The following is an 18342-nucleotide window of genomic DNA, read 5'->3' on the forward strand; positions in this document are numbered from 1 at the left end:
CCTTGGGGATTCGATCAGCCGCGCGGGATCTCGACGAGCTCGAAGGCCTCGATGATGTCGCCTTCCTTGATGTCCTGGAAGTTGCGCACCACCAGACCACACTCGAAGCCCTCGCGGACCTCGGCAGCGTCGTCCTTCTCCCGCTTGAGCGAGGCGAGGTCGGCGTTGTCGTAGACCACGCTGCCGTCGCGGATGACCCGGACCTTGGCGTTGCGACGGAGGACGCCGCTGGTGACCATACAACCGGCGATGTTGCCGATCTTCGACGAGCGGAAGATCGCGCGGATCTCGGCCTGGCCGAGCGTGCGCTCCTCGTACTCCGGCTTGAGCATGCCCTTGAGCGCGGCCTCGATCTCCTCGATGGCCTGGTAGATGACGGTGTAGTACCGGATCTCCACGCCCTCCTTGTCGGCCATCTCGGTCGCCTTGCCCTGCGGGCGGACGTTGAAGCCGATGATGATCGCGTCGGAGGCGGCGGCCAGGTCGACGTTGGTCTCGGTGATGGCACCGACACCACGGTCGATGACGCGGATGCCGACCTCGTCGCCCACGTCGATCTTCGACAGGGCGTCCTCGAGCGCCTCGACAGAACCGGACACATCGCCCTTGAGGATGAGGTTGAGCTCCTGGCTCTCGCCCTTCTCCATGGAGGCCATGAAGTCCTCGAGGGTGCGACGGACACGACGCTTGGCCTGGTTGGCCGCACGCTCGCGCGCCTCACGCTTCTCGGCGATCTGGCGGGCCATCCGGTCGTCCTCGACGACGAGGAAGTTCTGGCCGGCGCCGGGGACGGCCGAGAGGCCGAGGACCATCGCCGGACGTGCCGGGGTGGCCTCCTGCAGCTCGTTGCCGTACTCGTCGAGCATGGCGCGGACGCGACCGTGGGCCGGACCGGCGACGATCGAGTCGCCGACCCGCAGGGTGCCGCGCTGGACGAGGATCGTGGCGACCGGACCGCGACCGCGGTCGAGGTGCGCCTCGATGACCAGGCCCTGGGCGTCCTGCGTCGGGTTGGCCCGCAGGTCGAGGGAGGCGTCGGCCGTGAGGACGATCGCCTCGAGCAGCTTGTCCAGGTTGAGATTGGACTTGGCCGACACGTCGACGAACATCGCGTCGCCGCCGTACTCCTCGGGGATCAGGCCGTACTCGGTCAGCTGGCCACGGACCTTGGTCGGGTCCGCCTCCGGCTTGTCGATCTTGTTGACCGCGACCACGATCGGGACGCCGGCGGCCTTGGCGTGGTTGAGCGCCTCGACCGTCTGCGGCATGACGCCGTCGTCCGCCGCGACCACGAGGACCGCGATGTCGGAGGACTGCGAACCACGGGCACGCATGGCGGTGAACGCCTCGTGACCCGGGGTGTCGATGAAGGTGATCTTGCGGTCCTCGCCACCGACCTCGGTCGAGACCTGGTAGGCGCCGATGTGCTGCGTGATGCCGCCGGCCTCGCCGGCGACGACGTTGGCGCTGCGGAGCGCGTCGAGGAGCTTCGTCTTACCGTGGTCGACGTGACCCATGACGGTCACGACCGGCGGTCGGACGACCAGGTCGGACTCGTCGCCCTCGTCGGTGCCGAACTCGATGTCGAAGCCCTCGAGGAGCTCGCGGTCCTCGTCCTCCGGGGAGATGACCTCGACGACGTAGTTGAGCTCCTCACCGAGCAGCTCGAGCACCTCGTCGGAGACCGACTGGGTCGCCGTGACCATCTCGCCGAGGCTGAAGAGCATCTGGACGAGCTGGGCCGCGTCGACGTTGATCTTCTCGGCGAAGTCCGTCAGCGAGGAGCCGCGGGCGAGACGCACGGTCTCGCCGTTGCCCTTGCGGACGCGGATGCCGCCGATCGTCGGGGCCTCCATCGCCTCGAACTCCATGCGACGGGCGCGCTTCGACTTCCGTCCGCGACGCGACGGACCGCCGGCGCGACCGAAGGCACCCTGGGTCTGGCCACGCTGGCCGGGACGGTTGCCGCCGCCACCGGCACGACCGGGAGCACCGCCGGGGGCGCCACCGCCACCGGGGCCGCCGCCGAAGCCGCCGGGACGACCGGGAGCACCGCCACCGGGACGACCGGTACCGGCACCCGCGCCGGGACGACCCGCACCGGGACCGCCCGGGCGACCGGGGGCACCGGGACGACCCGGACCACCGGCGGGACGGGCACCGAAGGCGTTGCCGCCCTTGGGCATCATCGCGGGGTTGGGACGTGGCATGCCGGGACGCGGCGTCGGAGCGCCGTCACGGCCTGCCGGCGGACGCGGCGGACGCTGGGCGTCGCCGGGGCTCGCAGGCGGGGCGTCGCTGCGGGGAGCCGGGGCGGGCTTGCGGCCCATGCCCTGGCTCGAGGCGAACGGGTTGTTGCCCGGACGCGGAGCGCCGGGACGGGGAGCCGGACGCGGCGCGGCCGGAGTCGGCGCGGAGCCGGCGGGCGGCTCGGGGGTGCTGGCCGGCGCCGGAGCCGCAGGGGCTTGGGCGGGGGCAGCAGCCGCCGGGGCTGCGGGAGCCTGGGGCGCGGGCTTGGGGGCGGCCTTCTTGGCCGGGCCGGGACGCGGCGCGGTCGGGGTCGCAGGAGCCTCAGCAGCCGGGGCGGCCGGAGCCGTCTCAGCCGGAGCCTCAGGGGCGACGGCCTTCTTGGCCGCCGGCTTCTTCGCGGCGGGCGCCGGAGCGTCGGAGGCCGGGGCGTCGCCAGCGGGCGCCATCTTGGCCTTCAGCTCGGCGCCGTACGTCGCCTCGAACTTCTTCTCGGCGGGCAGTTCGATGCTCGACGAGGCCGTCTTGACGAACTCGCCGATCGCGTTCAGCTTCTCTACGGCCTCCTTGCTCGGGATGCCGTACTTCTTGGCGAGTTCGGAAACTCGGGTCTTAGCCACAATGCTCCTTGTGTGGGCGGCCACAGACCCGGTTCTCGGGAGACGTGACCGTCAGGGGTGGGTGATGCTCATTTCGAGGGACTCATCGAGTGCTCATGAGCTAGTGCTCCGATTCCTGGTCGGGTGGGTCGAACGTTCCTGCTGCTGCGACGTACTCCCCCACCGGTGCGCTGGAGGGCCCTTCGCCGAGCTTGAGGGCTCGGCCGAAAGCCTTCCGGCGCACCGCGAGGTCGTAACACTCGGTCGTGGGGTGCAGATGCGCTCCACGGCCGGGTGCGGTGGCTTCGGGATCCGGGACCACGACCTGTCGGCCGTGCTCGTCGAGGCCCGCGGTCATCCGCAACAGCTCGCGCTTGGCGGCCCGTCTCCGACAGCCGAGGCAGGTCCGAACCGGACCGTGGTCGGGGGTTTCGTCGGATTGGGTCACCAAACGGCAACACTACCGGGTGGGCGGTCGTAACCACGAACCGGGAGGGGCCGTCACGGCTCAACCGGCGGGAGTCTCCTCGTCGGAGCGGATGTCGATCCGCCAGCCGGTGAGGCGGGCTGCGAGGCGGGCGTTCTGGCCCTCCTTGCCGATGGCGAGGGAGAGCTGGTAGTCCGGCACGATCACGCGGGCGGCGCGGGCGTCCGCGTCGAGCACCTCGACGGAGTTGACCCGGGCGGGCGAGAGCGCGCTCGCGACGAGGGTCGCCGGGTCGTCGCTCCAGTCGACGATGTCGATCTTCTCCCCGTGCAGCTCGGCCATCACGTTCCGCACGCGCTGGCCCATCGGGCCGATGCAGGCGCCCTTGGGGTTGACGCCGGCGACGGTCGACTTCACCGCGATCTTCGTGCGGTGGCCGGCCTCGCGGGCGATCGCCGCGATCTCGACGGTCCCGTCGGCGATCTCGGGGACCTCGAGCGCGAAGAGCTTGCGGACAAGGTTGGGGTGCGAGCGCGACAGGGTGATCTGCGGGCCGCGCATGCCCTTGCGGACGCTGGTGACGAGCGCCTTGATGCGCGTGCCGTGGGAGTAGTCCTCACCGGGGACGCGCTCGGCGAGCGGCATGACGGCCTCGATCTTGCCGAGGTCGACCAGCACCTCCTCCGGGTTGCGGCCCTGCTGGATGACGCCGCTGATCAGGTCGCCCTCGCGGCCGGAGAACTCGCCGAACTTCACGTCGTCCTCGGCGTCGCGGAGGCGCTGCAGCATGATCTGCTTCGCCGTCGTTGCGGCGATGCGGCCGAAGTCGGCCGGGGTGTCGTCGTACTCACCGAGGCGGGTGCCCTCCTCGTCGACCTCCGCCGCCATGACGCGGACGTGGCCGGTCTTGCGGTCGAGGTCGACGCGGGCGTCAGTCTTGGCGCCGGGCGTCTTGTGGTACGCCGTGAGGAGGGCCTGCTCGATGGCCTCCACGAGCACGTCGAAGGAGATCTCCTTCTCCCGCTCCAGCATGCGCAGGATGCTCATGTCGATGTCCATGTCAGTCCTCCATGTCAGTGTCGTCGCCGAGGTCCGCGGTGGCGGCCCGGTTGAACTCGATCTGCACCAGCGCCTTGGCGATGTCGGCCAGGGCGAGGGTGCGCTGCGCGCCGTCCATGTCGAGCGTGACGGCGTCGTCGGTATTGCTCAGGATGCGGCCGGTGAAGGTCCCGCCCTCGACCGGGTTGACCTTGGCCAGGCGGCCGGCGTTGCGGCGCCAGTGGCGGGGCAGCGTGAGCGGGCGGTCGACGCCACGGCTCGTCACCTCGAGGGTGTAGGGCTGCTCGCCCATCACGTCGGACTCGTCCAGCACCTCGTTGATGGCCCGTGTCGCGTCGGCCACGTCGTCGAGGGTCACGCCACCGTCCTTGTCGACGGCGATCCGGAGGATCCTTCGCTTGCCGGCCGGGCTGATCTCGACGGCCTCGACATCGAGGGCCAGGGCAGCAAGTGGCGCCGTGAGCTCGTCGGCGATCCGGTCCTTGGTGGTGTCACTCATGACGGGCGACCCCTCCCTCTCGTGTTGCTGTCCAGTTGTCCGGTGCAGTTGTGCGGGCCAGCCTAGTCGATAATCGGGGGCATGCCTGCCCTCCCGCGTCGTGCACTGCCGGGCCTCGCGGGGGTGGTCGCGCTGACCGCCGCATGCGATCCCTTCGACTCCTCGGCGCCTTCGCCGACCGGCCCCACGAAGGACGAACTCCTGGTCGCCCAGATCACCGCTGCGGTCGGTCAGATGCGGGAGCTGGCGGTCGCCAAGCACCTGCCCGCGCTCGCCGCGATGCACGAGGCGCACCTGGGCGTGCTGGCCCCTCCGGTCACCGCCTCCTCCTCGACAACGCCTTCTGGCGCCGCCGCGCCTGCCACCTCTGCCGCGCCCGCCGCTCCGCCGCCCACCGACGTCCGGGCCGGTGAGGAGGCGCTGAAGTCGACCCTCGCCGCCGGCGCAGCGGCCGCGGAGTCGGGGGCGCTGGCCCGGGCCCTCGCCTCGATGTCCGCTGCCGTCGCGCAGCAGTTGGTGGTCCTCGCATGACCGCCGACGACGACCCGCGCAACGAGGCGCTCGCCGCTGAGCACGCGGCGGTGTGGAGCTACGGCGTCCTTGCGGCAAGGACGAGCTCGTCGGCGAATCCCGCCCTCGTCGCGCTCTTCACCCGCGCCTATCGCGCGCACGTCGGCGCCCGCGACGCACTGTTGGTCGCGCTGTCGAAGGAGAAGGTGGCGCCTGCGATCGCGTCGCCGTCGTACCCACTGCCGGCGCGGCTCGACTCCCCCGCCGCACTCAAGGCCGCGGCCGCGGCCGTCGAGGCACACTGTTGCGAGGTCTACGCCTGGCTGGTGTCGCGGAGCACCGGGGCGACGCGGATCGCGGCCATCACAGCGCTGGAAATGGGCGCGGTCCGCGAGTTGGGGCTTCGAGGAACTCCCGAGACGTTCCCCGGAGCCGCCGAACTCGCGGACCGCATTGGCCTGGACACTGGGCCGTAGGAGAGCTTCCGCCTGTTGTGGGGACCTGCGGTGGGACCGCCCTCCGTGTGCACAATCATGCAGGAGCCCTCCGAGCGGTGCCAGCGATGCGCTTCCCCATGTATTTGCATTGCAGAAAGCTGCAGAAGTCACATGTGCCCGGTGTCGAGGAAGCGCTGGTGCCAGCCGAGCGCCTCGGTGAGCAGGTGCGGCGTGTGGCGTGCGGTCGGCCGGGCGGCCTCGGCCCGGGCGACGTAGTCCCGGAGCTGCTCGCGATAGTCCGGATGAGCACAGCTCTCGATGATGCGCGTGGCGCGCGCACGGGGTGAGAGCCCCCGCAGGTCGGCGAGCCCCTGCTCGGTCACCAGGACCTGGACGTCGTGCTCGGTGTGGTCGACATGGCTGGCGAACGGAACGATCGAGGAGATCGCGCCACCTTTCGCCGTGGACGGCGAGACGAAGAAGTTGAGGAAGGCGTTGCGGGCGAAGTCGCCCGACCCGCCGATCCCGTTCATGATCGCCGAGCCCATGACGTGAGTGCTGTTGACGTTGCCGTAGATGTCGGCCTCGATCATGCCGTTGATCGCGATCACCCCGAGGCGCCGCACGATCTCGGGGTGGTTCGAGATCTCCTCGCTGCGGAGCAGGATCCGGCCCTTGTAGGAGTCGATGTTCTCCATGAAGCGTCGCGCGCCCTCGAGCGAGAGACCGAAGCTGGTGGCCGAGACGCCGGTGAGCTTGCCCGCGTCGAGCAAGTCCAGAAGCCCGTCCTGGATGACCTCGGTGTACGCCGTCATCCGCTCGAACTCGGCGTCGAGCAGACCGGCCATGACCGCGTTGGCGACGTTGCCGACACCGGACTGCAGGGGAAGCAGCTCCGCGGGCACGCGGCCGTGGGCCACCTCATGGCGGAGGAAGTCGACCAGCAGGTCGGCCATGGCGCGCGAGTCGTCGTCGAGAGGCTTCAGCGGGCTGTTGCGGTCCGGTGCGTCCGTCTCGACCACCGCGACGACCTTCGCGGGGTCGACGCGGAGATACGGTTCGCCGATGCGCTGCATGGACGTCGTCAGCTGCAGCGGCACCCGGTGGGGCGGGAGGGTCGTGCCGTAGTAGACGTCATGGAAGCCCTCGAACTCCCGTGGCTGCCATGAGTTGACCTCGAGGATCACCTTCGAGGCCTGGTCGAGCCAGGTCTTGTTGTTGCCGACGCTGCTGCTCGGGACCAGCAGGCCGTTGGGGAGGATCGCGGTCACCTCGACGACGGCCACGTCGAGGGAGCCGTAGAAGCCGAACCACATGTGCTGCGCGGAGTGGGACAGGTGGGCGTCGACGTACTCCACCTCACCGGAGTTGATCTCACCACGCAGCGTCGGGTCGGAGTTGTAGGGCAGCCGCTTGGAGAGGGCGTGCGCGCCGGCCAGGAGGCCGTCGACCTCCGGGGCCGTCGAGGCGCCCGACCAGAGCTGGACGCGGAACTCCTCCCCCGCGGCGTGAGCTGCCTCCGCCCGGCGCGCGAGAGCCGCCGGCACGGCCTTGGGATAGCCCGCGCCGGTGAAGCCACTGATGCCGAGGGAGTCTCCGTGCCCGATGAGCGCCGCCGCGTCGTCGGCCGACATGACGCGACCCGCAAGGACCGGGTCGAGGATCCTGCGGGCCATGGCTCAGTGGCTGACGATCGCGACGAGCTGCTCGACCGCGTCCGCGAGCGGCAGGTCCGAGGTCTCACCCGAGCGGCGGTCCTTGACCTCGACCACACCCTCGGCCAGGCCCCGCCCGACCGCGACGATCGTCGGTACGCCGATCAGCTCGGCGTCCTTGAACTTCACGCCGGGGCTGACCTTGCCTCCCCGATCGTCGAGCAGTACGTCGACCCCGACCGCAGTGAGGTCCGCGGCGAGCTTCTCGGCCGCCTCGAAGAGCTCCTCACCCTTGCCCGCAACGACGATGTGGAGGTCGTAGGGCGCGACGTTGCGGGGCCAGCACAGGCCGATCTCGTCGAGGGTGCCCTCGGCGACAGCTGCGACGGCGCGGGTGACGCCGATGCCGTAGGAGCCCATCGTCACGGTCGCGAGCTTGCCGCCCTCGTCCTGCACCTGCAGGCCGAGCGCCTCGGCGTACTTGCGGCCGAGCTGGAAGACGTGGCCCATCTCGATGCCCTTGGCGGTCTCGAGCGTGCCGCTCTCACAGTGGGGGCAGGCGTCGCCGTCGCGGACCTCCGCGGCCTCGATGGTGCCGTCGGGCGTGAAGTCGCGGCCGGCGACGAGGTCGAGGACGTGCTTACCCTGCTGGTCCGCGCCGGTCACCCACGCGGTGCCCTCGGAGACCCGCGGGTCGACGAGGTAGCGGATGCCCGTCGCGGATTCCGAGCCCAGGACGCCGGGGCCGATGTAGCCCTTCACGAGGTCGGGGAACTTCTTGAACGTCGCCTCGGACATCGGCTCGACCTCGATCGGCTCGAGCTGGCCCTCGAGCCGCTTCTGGTCGACCTCCCGGTCACCGGGGAGGCCGACGGCGAGGTGCTCGACGGTGCCGTCGGGGTGCTTGAGCGTGAGGAGCACGTTCTTGAGCGTGTCCGCCGCCGTCCACTCCCGACCGTCGGCGCGGGGGTGGTCGGCGTTGAGGGCGTCGACGAGGGTTGCAATGGTCGGGGTGTCGGGCGTGTCCTCGGCGTGGGCGGCGCCGATGGCGTCGTACGCGAGGGGGGCGGGGGCGCGCACCGTGACCGCCTCCACGTTGGCGGCGTAGTCGCAGTTCGTGCAGCGGACGTAGGTGTCCTCGCCGACGTCCGTGCGAGCCAGGAACTCCTCCGACGCCGAGCCGCCCATCGCGCCCGACGTCGCCTTCACGACGGCGTAGTCGAAGCCGAGGCGGTCGAAGATCTTCACGTAGGCCGCGCGGTGGTCGTCGTACGACTTCTGCAGGCCCTCGTCGGTCAGGTCGAAGGAGTAGGAGTCCTTCATGATGAACTCGCGGCCGCGCAGCAGGCCGGCGCGGGGGCGGGCCTCGTCGCGGTACTTCGTCTGGATCTGGAAGAGGCTGACCGGCAGGTCCTTGTAGGAGCCGTAGAGGTCCTTCACCAGGAGGGTGAACATCTCCTCGTGCGTGGGGCCGAGCAGATAGTCGGCGTCCTTGCGGTCCTTGAGCCGGAAGATACCGTCGCCGTACTCGGTCCAGCGGTTCGTCGCCTCATAGGGCTCGCGCGGCAGCAGCGCCGGGAAGTGCACCTCCTGGGCGCCGATGGCGTGCATCTCCTCGCGGACGATCGCCTCGACCCTCGCCAGGACCCGCAGACCGAGCGGCAGCCAGCTGTAGATGCCCGGCGCCGCACGACGGATGTAGCCGGCGCGCACGAGCAGCTTGTGGCTGGGCACCTCGGCGTCGTTGGGGTCGTCGCGCAGCGTGCGCAGGAAGAGGTGGGACATGCGGTCGAGCTGGCCGGCGGTGAGAGACACGCGAGAAGGCTACGGCCCCCGACGCGCCGGGCTCCAACCGATAGCTGGCTCAGCCGCGGGCGGCGCGGAGGGCGCTGCGGATGAGCGGCGCCTGGAGCGGGAGGCGACCGAAGGCGGCGGCCTTGAAGGGGACACTGTTGGTCTTGGTGGAGTCGGTCGCCATCTTCACGTTGGCCGGGAAGACAGCGGCCAGCAGCACGGCGCTTCCCCAGCCGGAGAGCCGTCGGGTGGCGGGAAGGTTGAGACCTGCGGCCAGGACGAGCTCGGCGACACCGCTCGCGACGATGACCTCCCGGTGTGCGGGCACCCAGGAGGGCATGACCGGCGCGAACGTCTTCGGCAGCAGCAGGTGGATCGTGCCGCTGACGGCGAAGGCGACGGTGAGGATTCGGGTTCCGTGAGCGAGGGGCATGGCCTGACCCTACTCAGAACATCACGGTCGAGAACTCTGCGGTCTGGCGGAACCCGACCCGCTCGTAGGCGCGTCGTGCGGGCGTGTTCCAGTCGTTGACGTAGAGGCTGACCGTGGGGGCGATCTCCCGGCGGACGATCTCGGCGACGGCGGCCATCCCGGCGGTCGCGAGACCCTGGCCGCGGTGCTCCGGGACGACATAGACGCCCTGGATCTGCGCTGCGAAGGGTGAGGAGCAGGCGACCTCGGCCTTGAACATCAGGCGGCCGTCGTCGTCGAAGCGGCCGAAGGACCAGCCGCGGGACATCAGTTGGAGGACTCGCGCCCGGTAGAGGTCGGTGCCACCTCCGGACTCCGGCGAGACGCCCACCTCCTCGGTGTACATGGCGACGCAGGCGGGGTAGACGGCGGCGATGTCGTCCCGGCTGGTCCGGCGCACCGCCGCGTCCGGCGTCACCAGGGGCGGGCCGGAGAGCTCGAGGTGCGGCTGGTGCCAGCGGAAGTCGCGGGGTGTCCCCCACGCGCCGTCGAGGACGTTCCAGAGCGCCGCGACGGCGTCGTGGGGGCCGACGATCGTCGAGACCGTCCGGCCGCGGCTGAGCGCCCGCTCGCCGAAGGCCCGGGCGTCGTCGCGCTCGCACATCACCGGGACGAGGTTGGCTCCGACATGGCAGGCGGCGATGAGCTCGCCGCCGTCGAAACGTCCCCACATCTCCCCGCCGAGCCAGCGTGGCTCCAGGCTCGTCGTGCGGGCGCGGTAGTCGGAGAAGACGTTGACGACCGGGTCGCGCTCGAGCAGACCGAGGAACGCGTCCAGGTCCGGCGGGCCGAGCACCCGGATCCCCTGACGCATGGCGAGCATGCGAGTCACCCTAGCCGGGGCGCTGGAGTCCTCAGGAGATGGACACGGACGCGGCTGCGCCCTCGACCGGCTCCATGGCCTCGGCGAGCTTCATCGCCTCCTCGATGAGGGTCTCGACGATGGCGTGCTCGGGGACGGTCTTGATGACCTCCCCCTTGACGAAGATCTGCCCCTTGCCGTTGCCGGAGGCGACGCCGAGGTCGGCCTCGCGGGCCTCACCGGGGCCGTTGACGACGCAGCCCATGACGGCGACGCGAAGCGGCACCTCCAGCCCGTCGAGGCCGGCGGTCACCTGCTCGGCGAGCGAGTAGACGTCGACCTGCGCACGCCCACAGCTGGGGCAGGAGACGATCTCGAGCTTGCGCGGCCGGAGGTTGAGCGACTGCAGGATCTGGATGCCGACCTTGACCTCCTCGACCGGAGGCGCGGACAGGCTGACACGGATGGTGTCACCGATGCCCTTGCTCAGCAGGGAGCCGAAGGCGACGGAGGACTTGATCGTGCCCTGGAAGGCTGGCCCCGCCTCGGTGACGCCGAGGTGCAGCGGCCAGTCCCCGGCCTCGGCGAGCAGCTCGTAGGCGCGCACCATCACGACGGGGTCGTTGTGCTTCACCGAGATCTTGAAGTCGTGGAAGTCGTGCTCCTCGAAGAGGCTCGCCTCCCAGACGGCGCTCTCGACCAGTGCCTCGGGCGTCGCCTTGCCGTACTTCTCCAGCAGGCGCTTGTCGAGCGAGCCGGCGTTGACCCCGATCCGGATCGACGTGCCGTGGTCCTTGGCCGCCTTCGCGATCTCCTTGACCTGGTCGTCGAAGGCCCGGATGTTCCCCGGGTTCACCCGTACGGCGGCACAGCCGGCCTCGATCGCGGCGAAGACGTACTTCGGCTGGAAGTGGATGTCGGCGATGACCGGGATCTGCGCCTTCTGCGCGATGGCGGGCAGCGCGTCCGCGTCGTCCTGCGAGGGGCAGGCCACGCGCACGATGTCACAGCCCGACGCGGTCAGCTCGGCGATCTGCTGCAGCGTGGCGTTGACGTCCGAGGTGAGGGTGGTCGTCATCGACTGCACCGAGATCGGCGACTCGGAGCCGACGCCCACCTTGCCGACCTTGATCTGGCGGGTCCTACGGCGGGGGGCCAGCACGGGGGCCGGCGCCTCCGGCATACCGAGCGAAACAGCAGTCACAGATCGATCCTAGGTCGGGGAGGCCGCAATCACTCAGCCGGCAGGTGAACAGGAACGACCAGGTCACCCACGATGAGGACGACTCCCATGACGAGCATCCCTGCGGCCACGACGTACGCGATGGGGAGCAGCTTGGCGGCATCGACGAAACCCGGGTCGGGGCGACGTGCGAGGCGAGCGAATCCCCGGCGGACGCCCTCCCACAGCGCGGAGGCGATGTGGCCGCCGTCGAGCGGGAGCAGCGGGATGAAGTTGAAGAGCCCGATGAAGAGGTTGAAACCGCCCACGAGGGTGAGCAGGAAGACCAGCTTGTCGACGAGCGGGAAGCCCTTCTCGGCGACGGTCTCGCCGGCCATCCGGCCGCCGCCGACGATCGAGACGGGCGAGTCCACGGCCCGCGGCTCGACGCCGACGATCGCCTTGGCGACGCCCCACACCTTGCTCGGAAGGTGGACGAAGGAGGTGACGGAGGCCTTGGTCATCCCCCACATCTGCTTGATCGTGAAGATCGGCCCCCCGTGGGTGACCCTGATGTGCGAGGCGGGCGTGACGCCGAGGAAGCCGACCTGGCGCAGGGTCTCGTCGGTCTCGGACGTCGGGCGGGCTTCGACCGTCGTGTTGGTGCGGGCCGTCATGGCCTGGCCGTCGCGAAGGAAGCCGATCGTCGCGGCGCCGTCGGCATTGGCCCGCACCGCGGCCTTCAGGTCGGCCCACGAGGTCACCGGTGAGCCGTTGAACGAGGTGATCTCGTCACCGGGAAGCAGCCCGGCGATGGCCGCGGGTGACTTGGGATCGCTGGCTCGGCAGTCGGTGCGCTGCTCGGCGTAGGGGACGACGCACTGCGTGACCTCGGCCATGACCGGTCGGCCGGCGTTCGGAACCTGCTCGCGGACCCCGTACGCACCGAAGATGAGGAGGTAGCAGACGAACGCGATGAGGATGTTCACCGTCGGTCCGCCGGCCATGACGATGACCTTCTTCCACCACGGCAGCTTGTAGAAGAGCCGGCCCTCGTCCTCCGGCGTCACGAGGTCCCACTCGGCCTTGCGCGCGTCGTGGATCAGCTGGGTGAACATGCCGGTATTGGAATCGCGCTGCTCGCCCTTCGGTCCGGGCGGGAGCATGCCGATGATCTTCACGTAGCCGCCGAGCGGGATCGCCTTGATCCCGACCTCGGTCTCGCCGCGCTGGCGCGACCACAGCGTGGGGCCGAAGCCGATGAAGTACTGCGTGACCTTGCCGCCGAAGCGCTTGGCCGGGATCAGGTGGCCGAGCTCGTGCAGGCCGATGGAGGCCAGGATCGCGGCGAAGAAGGCGACGATCCCGACGGTGTAGAGGAGGGCGGCGGTCACTTATGTCCGATCAGTGCGGCGGCGGTCTCGCGGGCCCAGGCGTCCGCGTCGAGGATGTCGTCCACGGTCAGGGCCGTCTCCGAGCGTACGTCGACAGCCTGAGCGATCACTGAGCCGACCGTGTCCACGATGCCCGTGAACGGCAGCCTTCCGGTGCGGAAGGCATCGACGGCGACCTCGTTGGCCGCGTTGTAGACCGCCGGCACCGTGCCGCCACGCTCCCCCGCCTGTCGTGCGAGGGAGACTGCCGGGAAGGCCTCGTCGTCGAGGGGGAAGAACTCCCAGGTGTTGGACTGCGTCCAGTCCACCGCCGGCGCGGCCCGCGGGACCCGCTCGGGCCAGTCCATGCCCAGCGCGATCGGGATCAGCATGGTCGGCGGGCTCGCCTGGGCGATGGTGGAGCCGTCGATGAACTCGACCATCGAGTGCACGACGGACGTCGGGTGGACGACGACCGAGATCCGGTCGAACGGGATCCCGAAGAGCAGGTGCGCCTCGATCACCTCGAGCCCCTTGTTGACGAGCGTCGCGGAATTGATCGTGATGACCGGACCCATCGCCCAGGTGGGGTGGTTGAGCGCCTCCTCCACCGTCACCGTCGCCAGGGACGCGCGGGATCGGCCGCGGAAGGGTCCACCGCTCGCGGTGAGCACCAGTCGGCGTACCTCGTCGGGAGCGCCGGAGCGGAGGCACTGCGCGATGGCGGAGTGCTCGGAGTCGACGGGCACGATCTGGCCGGGCTTGGCCCGGTCGAGGACAAGTGGGCCGCCCATGATGAGCGATTCCTTGTTGGCCAGCGCGAGCGTGGTGCCGGCGTCGAGGGCGGCCAGTGTCGGCCGCAGCCCCACCGCGCCCGTGATCCCGTTGAGCACCACGTCGCACGACATGGAGGCGGCCTCGATCGACGCCTGCTCACCCAGTCCGGCGAAGGCCGGCGCGAACTCGCGTACCTGCGCCTCGAAGAGCTCCCGGTTGGAGCCGCCCGCCGTCAGCCCGACCACGCGGAAGCGGGCCGGGTTGGCCCGGACCAGATCGAGCGCCTGGGTGCCGATCGAGCCGGTCGAGCCGAGGATGACCACATCACGGGGGGCACGCATGGCGATATTGTTTCCCACATGAGCGGTGGCCCCACGATTCCCCAGAAGCGCAACCTCGTCACGGCCATCCCCGGCCCCCTGTCCCAGGAACGACTGGACCGCAAGAAGGCGTTCGTCGCCGACGGTGTCGGCACCACGCTGCCGGTCTTCATCGAGGCGGCCGGTGGCGGCATCCTCGTCGACGTCGACGGCAACTCCCTGATCGACCTCGGCTCCGGCATCGCCGTCACGACGGTCGGCAACAGCGCCGAGAAGGTCGTCGCCCGCGCGAGCGAGCAGCTCGCCGCGTTCACGCACACCTGCTTCACGGTGACGCCGTACGACGGCTATGTCGACGTTGCGGCGAAGTTGGCCGAGCTCACGCCGGGTGACCACGCCAAGAAGTCCGCACTCTTCAACTCCGGCGCCGAGGCCGTCGAGAACGCGATCAAGATCGCCCGCCACGCGACCGGCCGCAACGCCGTGGTCGTCTTCGACCACGCCTACCACGGCCGCACCAACCTCACGATGGCGATGACGGCGAAGAACATGCCGTACAAGGACGGCTTCGGTCCGTTCGCCGGCGACGTCTACCGCGTCCCGATGTCCTATCCGCTGCGCGACGGCCTCTCCGGCGCCGACGCCGCCGCCCGCGCGATCGACATGATCCACGCGCAGGTGGGCGAGACCCGCGTGGCCGCGATCGTCATCGAGCCGATCCAGGGCGAGGGCGGTTTCGTCGTCCCGGCGCCCGGCTTCCTGCCGGCGCTCGCCGCCTATGCCCGCGAGAACGGGATCGTCTTCATCGCCGACGAGATCCAGTCGGGCTTCGTCCGCACCGGTGACTGGTTCGCCGTGGACCACGAGGGCGTCGTCCCCGACATGGTCACCACCGCCAAGGGCATCGCCGGTGGACTTCCGCTGTCCGCAGTGACCGGTCGGGCCGAGCTCATGGACTCCGTCCACGCCGGCGGCCTCGGCGGCACGTACGGCGGCAACCCGGTCGCGTGCGCCGCCGCACTCGGTGCGATCGAGGAGATGGAGACCCACGACCTCGCTGCCCGCGCACGCGCGATCGGTGACCTGATGCAGCGGCGGCTCGAGGCGATCAAGGCCGAGCACCCGACCGTCGCCGAGGTCCGGGGCCGCGGCGCGATGAAGGCCATCGAGATCACCAAGGCCGGCACGCTGGAGCCCGACCCGTTGCGGACGAACGCCGTGGCGGCGTACTGCCACCAGAACGGCATCATGGTCCTCACCGCCGGTACGTGGGGCAACGTCTTCCGTTTCCTGCCGCCGCTGTCGATCAGCGACGAGCTGCTCGAGGAGGCCTTCGACGTCGTCGCCGAGGCCTTCGCCGCGACGGCTTAGACGCCAGACCGAACGCGACACGGGCGGCCCCGCCGAAGCGGTGCCGCCCGTGCCTCCCCCTGATCGAGGAGTCCCTACGCCTTGATCTTCACCTTCTTCGTGACCGACGTCGAGGTGACGGCCGTCGAGCGGTCGAAGGTGACCTTGAGGGTCCGCTTGCCCTTGCGCAGCTTCGTCAGCGTGACGACGATCCGGCCGTTGTGCGCGAGCGCGACCTTGCTGCGGCCTCCGACGCGGACCGTCAGCCAGCCGGTGAAGGCGCGGACGCCCGACGCGGACAGCGTGACGGTGACGCGGAGCTTGCGGTGCTTGAGCGCCTTCGTGGCCACCCCGATGACGGCCTTCGGGTGAGCAGCGGGCGTGGTCTTCGGCGGGACCACAACAGCTGGCGCGACTGCGGCGGAGGCCGACGAGGTCACTGCGGAGCCGGTGTACCCGAGACGTGACGGGGTCACGTCGACGGTCACCGTCTTGCCGAGGTCGGCCGGCCGGACGACGTACGTGCTGCTGGTGGCGCCGGAGACGGCGGTGCCGCCGACCTTCCACTGGAAGCGCCACGTGGTCGGCTGCGGGTCCCAGGTGCCGATGCCGGCGACAAGGGTCTCGCCTACCCGGGCGGTGCCCGTGACCGTGGGTGCCGTGAGGTTGGCGATCACCGGCACGGGAACAGCCGCGGTGACCGCGGTCAGGGCGGAACCGGTGAGGCCGGTGGTGCCGTCGGTGAACCAGACCTTGACCGACAGCTTGTTGCCGCCCTCGGCGAGGCTCACGACGTGCCGCGGACCGTTGGCCCACGCGAGCGGGACGCCGTCGGAGAGCCACTGGTACTGGGCCGTGCCCGTGCTGCTCCACGTGCCCGGGTTGACGGTGAGGAGCGAGCCGACCGCCGGGGTGCCGGTGATGGTCGGGAGGGCCGAGTTGGTCGGCGACGAGTCGCCGCCACTGCCCGTCAAGCCGCCCAGGAGGTCGTCGAGGGGCGAGTCGGACGTTTCCGTGGGGCAGATCGGGAGCAGGCCGCAGACGACACCGGTGATGGGATCGGTCCCGCCACTGGTGGTCCCGCCGCCCGTGAGGCCGTCGAGCAGGCCGGCCGGGATCTTCGACGTGCTGGCCGAGGTGGCGGTGCCGCTCGCGAGGCCGGTCTTGCCGACGGTCACGGTGACGGAGATCTGCTTGCCTGCCTGGTCCGAGCCCGGCGTGAAGGTCGAACTGGTGGCGCCGGTGATCGCGACCCCATCAGCCTTCCACTGGTAGGCCGGAGACGTGGCCCCGCCAGGTAGCCACGCCCCCGGGTCTGCGGTGAGAGTGCTGCCCTGCGCGGTGTTGCCCGAGATGGTCGGCCTGACCGTGTTGGTCACGGCCGTCAGGGCGGCGGGCTGGGGAGCAATCTCGATGTCGACGTTCGACATGGTGCCGCCGGCCGTGACGGGCACAGCCTGGGCGGTGACGCTCGAGGGAGCGTTCGGGTACAGCGCAGTGTGGCCCGCGCTGTCGGAGGCCTCGATCAGCCATGAGCCTGCACTGAGGCTGAAGCTGAAGGCCGAGTCAGAGCCCGTGGTCAGGTTCGACGCCGGGGTCACGCGCAGGTAGGTCACCGACGGCACACCGTTGTCGATCGAGCTGACGTACGGCGCGATCGCGGTCAGGCTGGCGTCGACCGGAGTGGAGGCGAAGGTGACGTGGCCCGACACGGTGCCGGGGGCGGGCAGGATGAGGTTGGCGGTCTTCGTGGTGCCCGGGCCCACGGTCAGCGTGGTGGCGCCGTCGAGGCCGCGGGCCGCCGGGTAGAATGTCGGAGCGTCGTTGCCCGGGAAGAACGCGAGCCGGTAGTCGCCCTGCGGGACATCGGCGGTGTAGGTGCCGTTGGCGTAGGACGCGACGACAGCCGCGGTGCTCCAGGTCTCGTGGCGTGCGCCGCTGGCGGTGGTGGTCACCCGACGCGAGTAGAGCTGGACCGAGCCGCTGGCCGGGATCTGACCTGCGGCGGTGCGGACAGTGCCGTTGAGGGTCCCCGCCTGGGAGGTGGTCGCGCGGAGCACCGCCGTGCCGAGGTCGGTGGTGGTGCCGGCCGAGCCGGTGGTGGAGCTTGCCTGCGCGGAGTCGGTCGTGGTGCCGTCCGTCCCGACGGTCGAGCGCCAGGCAGTGCGGAAGCCGGTGGCGTCGATCCGGATCCGGTAGGCGGAGTTGAGCGGGGTCGTCGGCGGGGCGACCACGGACCACGAGCCGTTCGTGGCGGTCGTCGCGGTCGGGCCGTTGCCCCAGGTGCCGTCAGGGAAGCGGTACTCGACCGTGACGGTCCCGGCCGCGAGAGGGTTGCCGCCCGAGTCGGTCAGCTTGCCCTTGAACGTCGCCGGGCGGTGCAGCTTGGCGATGCCGAGGTCCTTGGTCTGGTTGGCGGTCGTGACCGCGCTGCTGGTGCCCTGGTCGATGAAGCCCGCGTCGGGGTCGTACTGGTCGGCGTACGCCGCGCCGACGTACTCGAACTTGTAGGTGCCCGGCGGTAGCTGGACCGCCCACTTGCCGTTGACGTCCGTGGTGTTGCTCGTGCTGTTGATCGGCGCGATCTCCGTCCAGTGTCGACCGGTGCCCGCGTCGGCGGAGAGCGCGAAGGCCTTGACCTTCACGCCGCTGATCGGCGTGGCGTTGTCATCGGTGACGGTGCCGGAGACGAAGACCGCGGGCGACGCCGCGGCATAGGACGGTGCGACGTAGGCCAGCATCGCGGCGAGGAGCACCGCGAGGGCCAGGCCGCGGAACGGCGTGCGCCATGTGGCGCGGTGAAGGTGCAGCACGGGTGGAACCCCCTGGCGGAAGAGATGATTGCTCGTAGAACGTGAG

General features: G+C 70.4%; 15 protein-coding genes. 3 read left to right on the top strand and 12 right to left on the bottom strand.

The window, feature by feature from the left end; genetic code table 11:
* Positions 1-14: 14 nt before the first annotated feature.
* The 4 genes from infB to rimP all read right to left on the bottom strand — a co-directional run bounded on the left by infB (position 15) and on the right by rimP (position 4831).
* Positions 15-2867 carry a translation initiation factor IF-2 gene (gene infB / locus LH076_RS10835; protein WP_227780714.1) on the bottom strand — a complete coding sequence of 951 codons (2853 nt, stop codon included), beginning with the start codon at positions 2865-2867 and terminating at the stop codon, positions 15-17.
* Positions 2868-2967: 100 nt separating this feature from the next.
* Positions 2968-3294: a YlxR family protein gene (locus tag LH076_RS10840; protein ID WP_227780715.1), complete on the bottom strand. Its 327-nt coding sequence runs from the start codon at positions 3292-3294 to the stop codon at positions 2968-2970.
* 60 nt (positions 3295-3354) lie between these two features.
* Positions 3355-4332 (bottom strand): transcription termination factor NusA, encoded by a 978-nt coding sequence (gene nusA, locus LH076_RS10845; RefSeq protein ID WP_227780716.1) that lies wholly within the window; start codon positions 4330-4332, stop codon positions 3355-3357.
* Between the two features lies 1 nt (position 4333).
* On the bottom strand, positions 4334-4831 hold the full coding sequence (rimP, locus tag LH076_RS10850) for a ribosome maturation factor RimP (protein ID WP_227780718.1): 498 nt from the start codon (positions 4829-4831) through the stop codon (positions 4334-4336).
* An 81-nt stretch (positions 4832-4912) separates the two neighbouring features.
* On the opposite strand from rimP, the gene LH076_RS10855 reads away from it, so the two are divergent.
* Together LH076_RS10855 and LH076_RS10860 are read left to right on the top strand one after the other, a co-directional pair.
* The gene (locus LH076_RS10855) at positions 4913-5362 is read left to right on the top strand and encodes a hypothetical protein (protein ID WP_227780719.1); all 450 of its coding nucleotides are present in this window, start codon (positions 4913-4915) and stop codon (positions 5360-5362) included.
* Positions 5359-5817, top strand: a complete 459-nt coding sequence (locus tag LH076_RS10860) for a DUF4439 domain-containing protein (protein ID WP_227780720.1) — start codon at positions 5359-5361, stop codon at positions 5815-5817. The genes LH076_RS10855 and LH076_RS10860 overlap by 4 nt, the downstream gene beginning before the upstream one ends.
* A gap of 128 nt (positions 5818-5945) precedes the next feature.
* On the opposite strand, the gene LH076_RS10865 is transcribed toward LH076_RS10860, so the two are convergent.
* The 7 genes from LH076_RS10865 to dxr form a co-directional block, all read right to left on the bottom strand.
* A complete protein-coding gene (locus tag LH076_RS10865) occupies positions 5946-7454 on the bottom strand; it encodes an acetyl-CoA hydrolase/transferase family protein (protein WP_227780721.1) in 1509 nt (502 codons plus the stop codon).
* 3 nt (positions 7455-7457) lie between these two features.
* Positions 7458-9218 (bottom strand): proline--tRNA ligase, encoded by a 1761-nt coding sequence (locus LH076_RS10870; protein WP_227783629.1) that lies wholly within the window; start codon positions 9216-9218, stop codon positions 7458-7460.
* 79 nt (positions 9219-9297) lie between these two features.
* Positions 9298-9660, bottom strand: coding sequence for a DoxX family protein (locus tag LH076_RS10875; RefSeq protein ID WP_227780722.1), 363 nt, complete (start codon positions 9658-9660; stop codon positions 9298-9300).
* A 13-nt stretch (positions 9661-9673) separates the two neighbouring features.
* Positions 9674-10522, bottom strand: coding sequence for a GNAT family N-acetyltransferase (locus tag LH076_RS10880; protein ID WP_227780723.1), 849 nt, complete (start codon positions 10520-10522; stop codon positions 9674-9676).
* A 31-nt stretch (positions 10523-10553) separates the two neighbouring features.
* Positions 10554-11684 (bottom strand): flavodoxin-dependent (E)-4-hydroxy-3-methylbut-2-enyl-diphosphate synthase, encoded by a 1131-nt coding sequence (ispG, locus tag LH076_RS10885; RefSeq protein ID WP_227783630.1) that lies wholly within the window; start codon positions 11682-11684, stop codon positions 10554-10556.
* A 50-nt stretch (positions 11685-11734) separates the two neighbouring features.
* Complete coding sequence (locus LH076_RS10890; RefSeq protein ID WP_227780724.1) at positions 11735-13057, bottom strand: M50 family metallopeptidase; 1323 nt, start codon at positions 13055-13057, stop codon at positions 11735-11737.
* Positions 13054-14154, bottom strand: coding sequence for a 1-deoxy-D-xylulose-5-phosphate reductoisomerase (gene dxr / locus LH076_RS10895; protein ID WP_227780726.1), 1101 nt, complete (start codon positions 14152-14154; stop codon positions 13054-13056). Before dxr ends, LH076_RS10890 begins: the two co-directional genes overlap by 4 nt.
* An 18-nt stretch (positions 14155-14172) precedes the next feature.
* On the opposite strand from dxr, the gene gabT reads away from it, so the two are divergent.
* A complete protein-coding gene (gene gabT, locus LH076_RS10900; protein WP_227780727.1) occupies positions 14173-15504 on the top strand; it encodes a 4-aminobutyrate--2-oxoglutarate transaminase in 1332 nt (443 codons plus the stop codon).
* Positions 15505-15578: 74 nt separating this feature from the next.
* Here the strand turns inward: gabT and LH076_RS10905 are convergent, their stop codons facing one another.
* Positions 15579-18296 carry a hypothetical protein gene (locus tag LH076_RS10905; protein ID WP_227780728.1) on the bottom strand — a complete coding sequence of 906 codons (2718 nt, stop codon included), beginning with the start codon at positions 18294-18296 and terminating at the stop codon, positions 15579-15581.
* Between the last annotated feature and the right edge of the window lie 46 nt (positions 18297-18342).

It is taken from the genome of Nocardioides sp. Kera G14 (genome assembly GCF_020715565.1).
Lineage (GTDB): Bacteria > Actinomycetota > Actinomycetes > Propionibacteriales > Nocardioidaceae > Nocardioides.

Bases quoted from the DNA above. Each gene is read 5' to 3' on its own strand.
- gabT (WP_227780727.1), top strand. From the start codon at position 14,173: ATGAGCGGTGGCCCCACGATTCCCCAGAAGCGCAACCTCGTCACGGCC.
- LH076_RS10870 (WP_227783629.1), bottom strand. From the start codon at position 9,218: ATGTCCCACCTCTTCCTGCGCACGCTGCGCGACGACCCCAACGACGCC.
- nusA (WP_227780716.1), bottom strand. From the start codon at position 4,332: ATGGACATCGACATGAGCATCCTGCGCATGCTGGAGCGGGAGAAGGAG.
- rimP (WP_227780718.1), bottom strand. From the start codon at position 4,831: ATGAGTGACACCACCAAGGACCGGATCGCCGACGAGCTCACGGCGCCA.
- LH076_RS10880 (WP_227780723.1), bottom strand. From the start codon at position 10,522: ATGCTCGCCATGCGTCAGGGGATCCGGGTGCTCGGCCCGCCGGACCTG.
- LH076_RS10855 (WP_227780719.1), top strand. From the start codon at position 4,913: ATGCCTGCCCTCCCGCGTCGTGCACTGCCGGGCCTCGCGGGGGTGGTC.
- ispG (WP_227783630.1), bottom strand. From the start codon at position 11,684: ATGCCGGAGGCGCCGGCCCCCGTGCTGGCCCCCCGCCGTAGGACCCGC.
- LH076_RS10860 (WP_227780720.1), top strand. From the start codon at position 5,359: ATGACCGCCGACGACGACCCGCGCAACGAGGCGCTCGCCGCTGAGCAC.
- dxr (WP_227780726.1), bottom strand. From the start codon at position 14,154: ATGCGTGCCCCCCGTGATGTGGTCATCCTCGGCTCGACCGGCTCGATC.
- LH076_RS10865 (WP_227780721.1), bottom strand. From the start codon at position 7,454: ATGGCCCGCAGGATCCTCGACCCGGTCCTTGCGGGTCGCGTCATGTCG.
- LH076_RS10875 (WP_227780722.1), bottom strand. From the start codon at position 9,660: ATGCCCCTCGCTCACGGAACCCGAATCCTCACCGTCGCCTTCGCCGTC.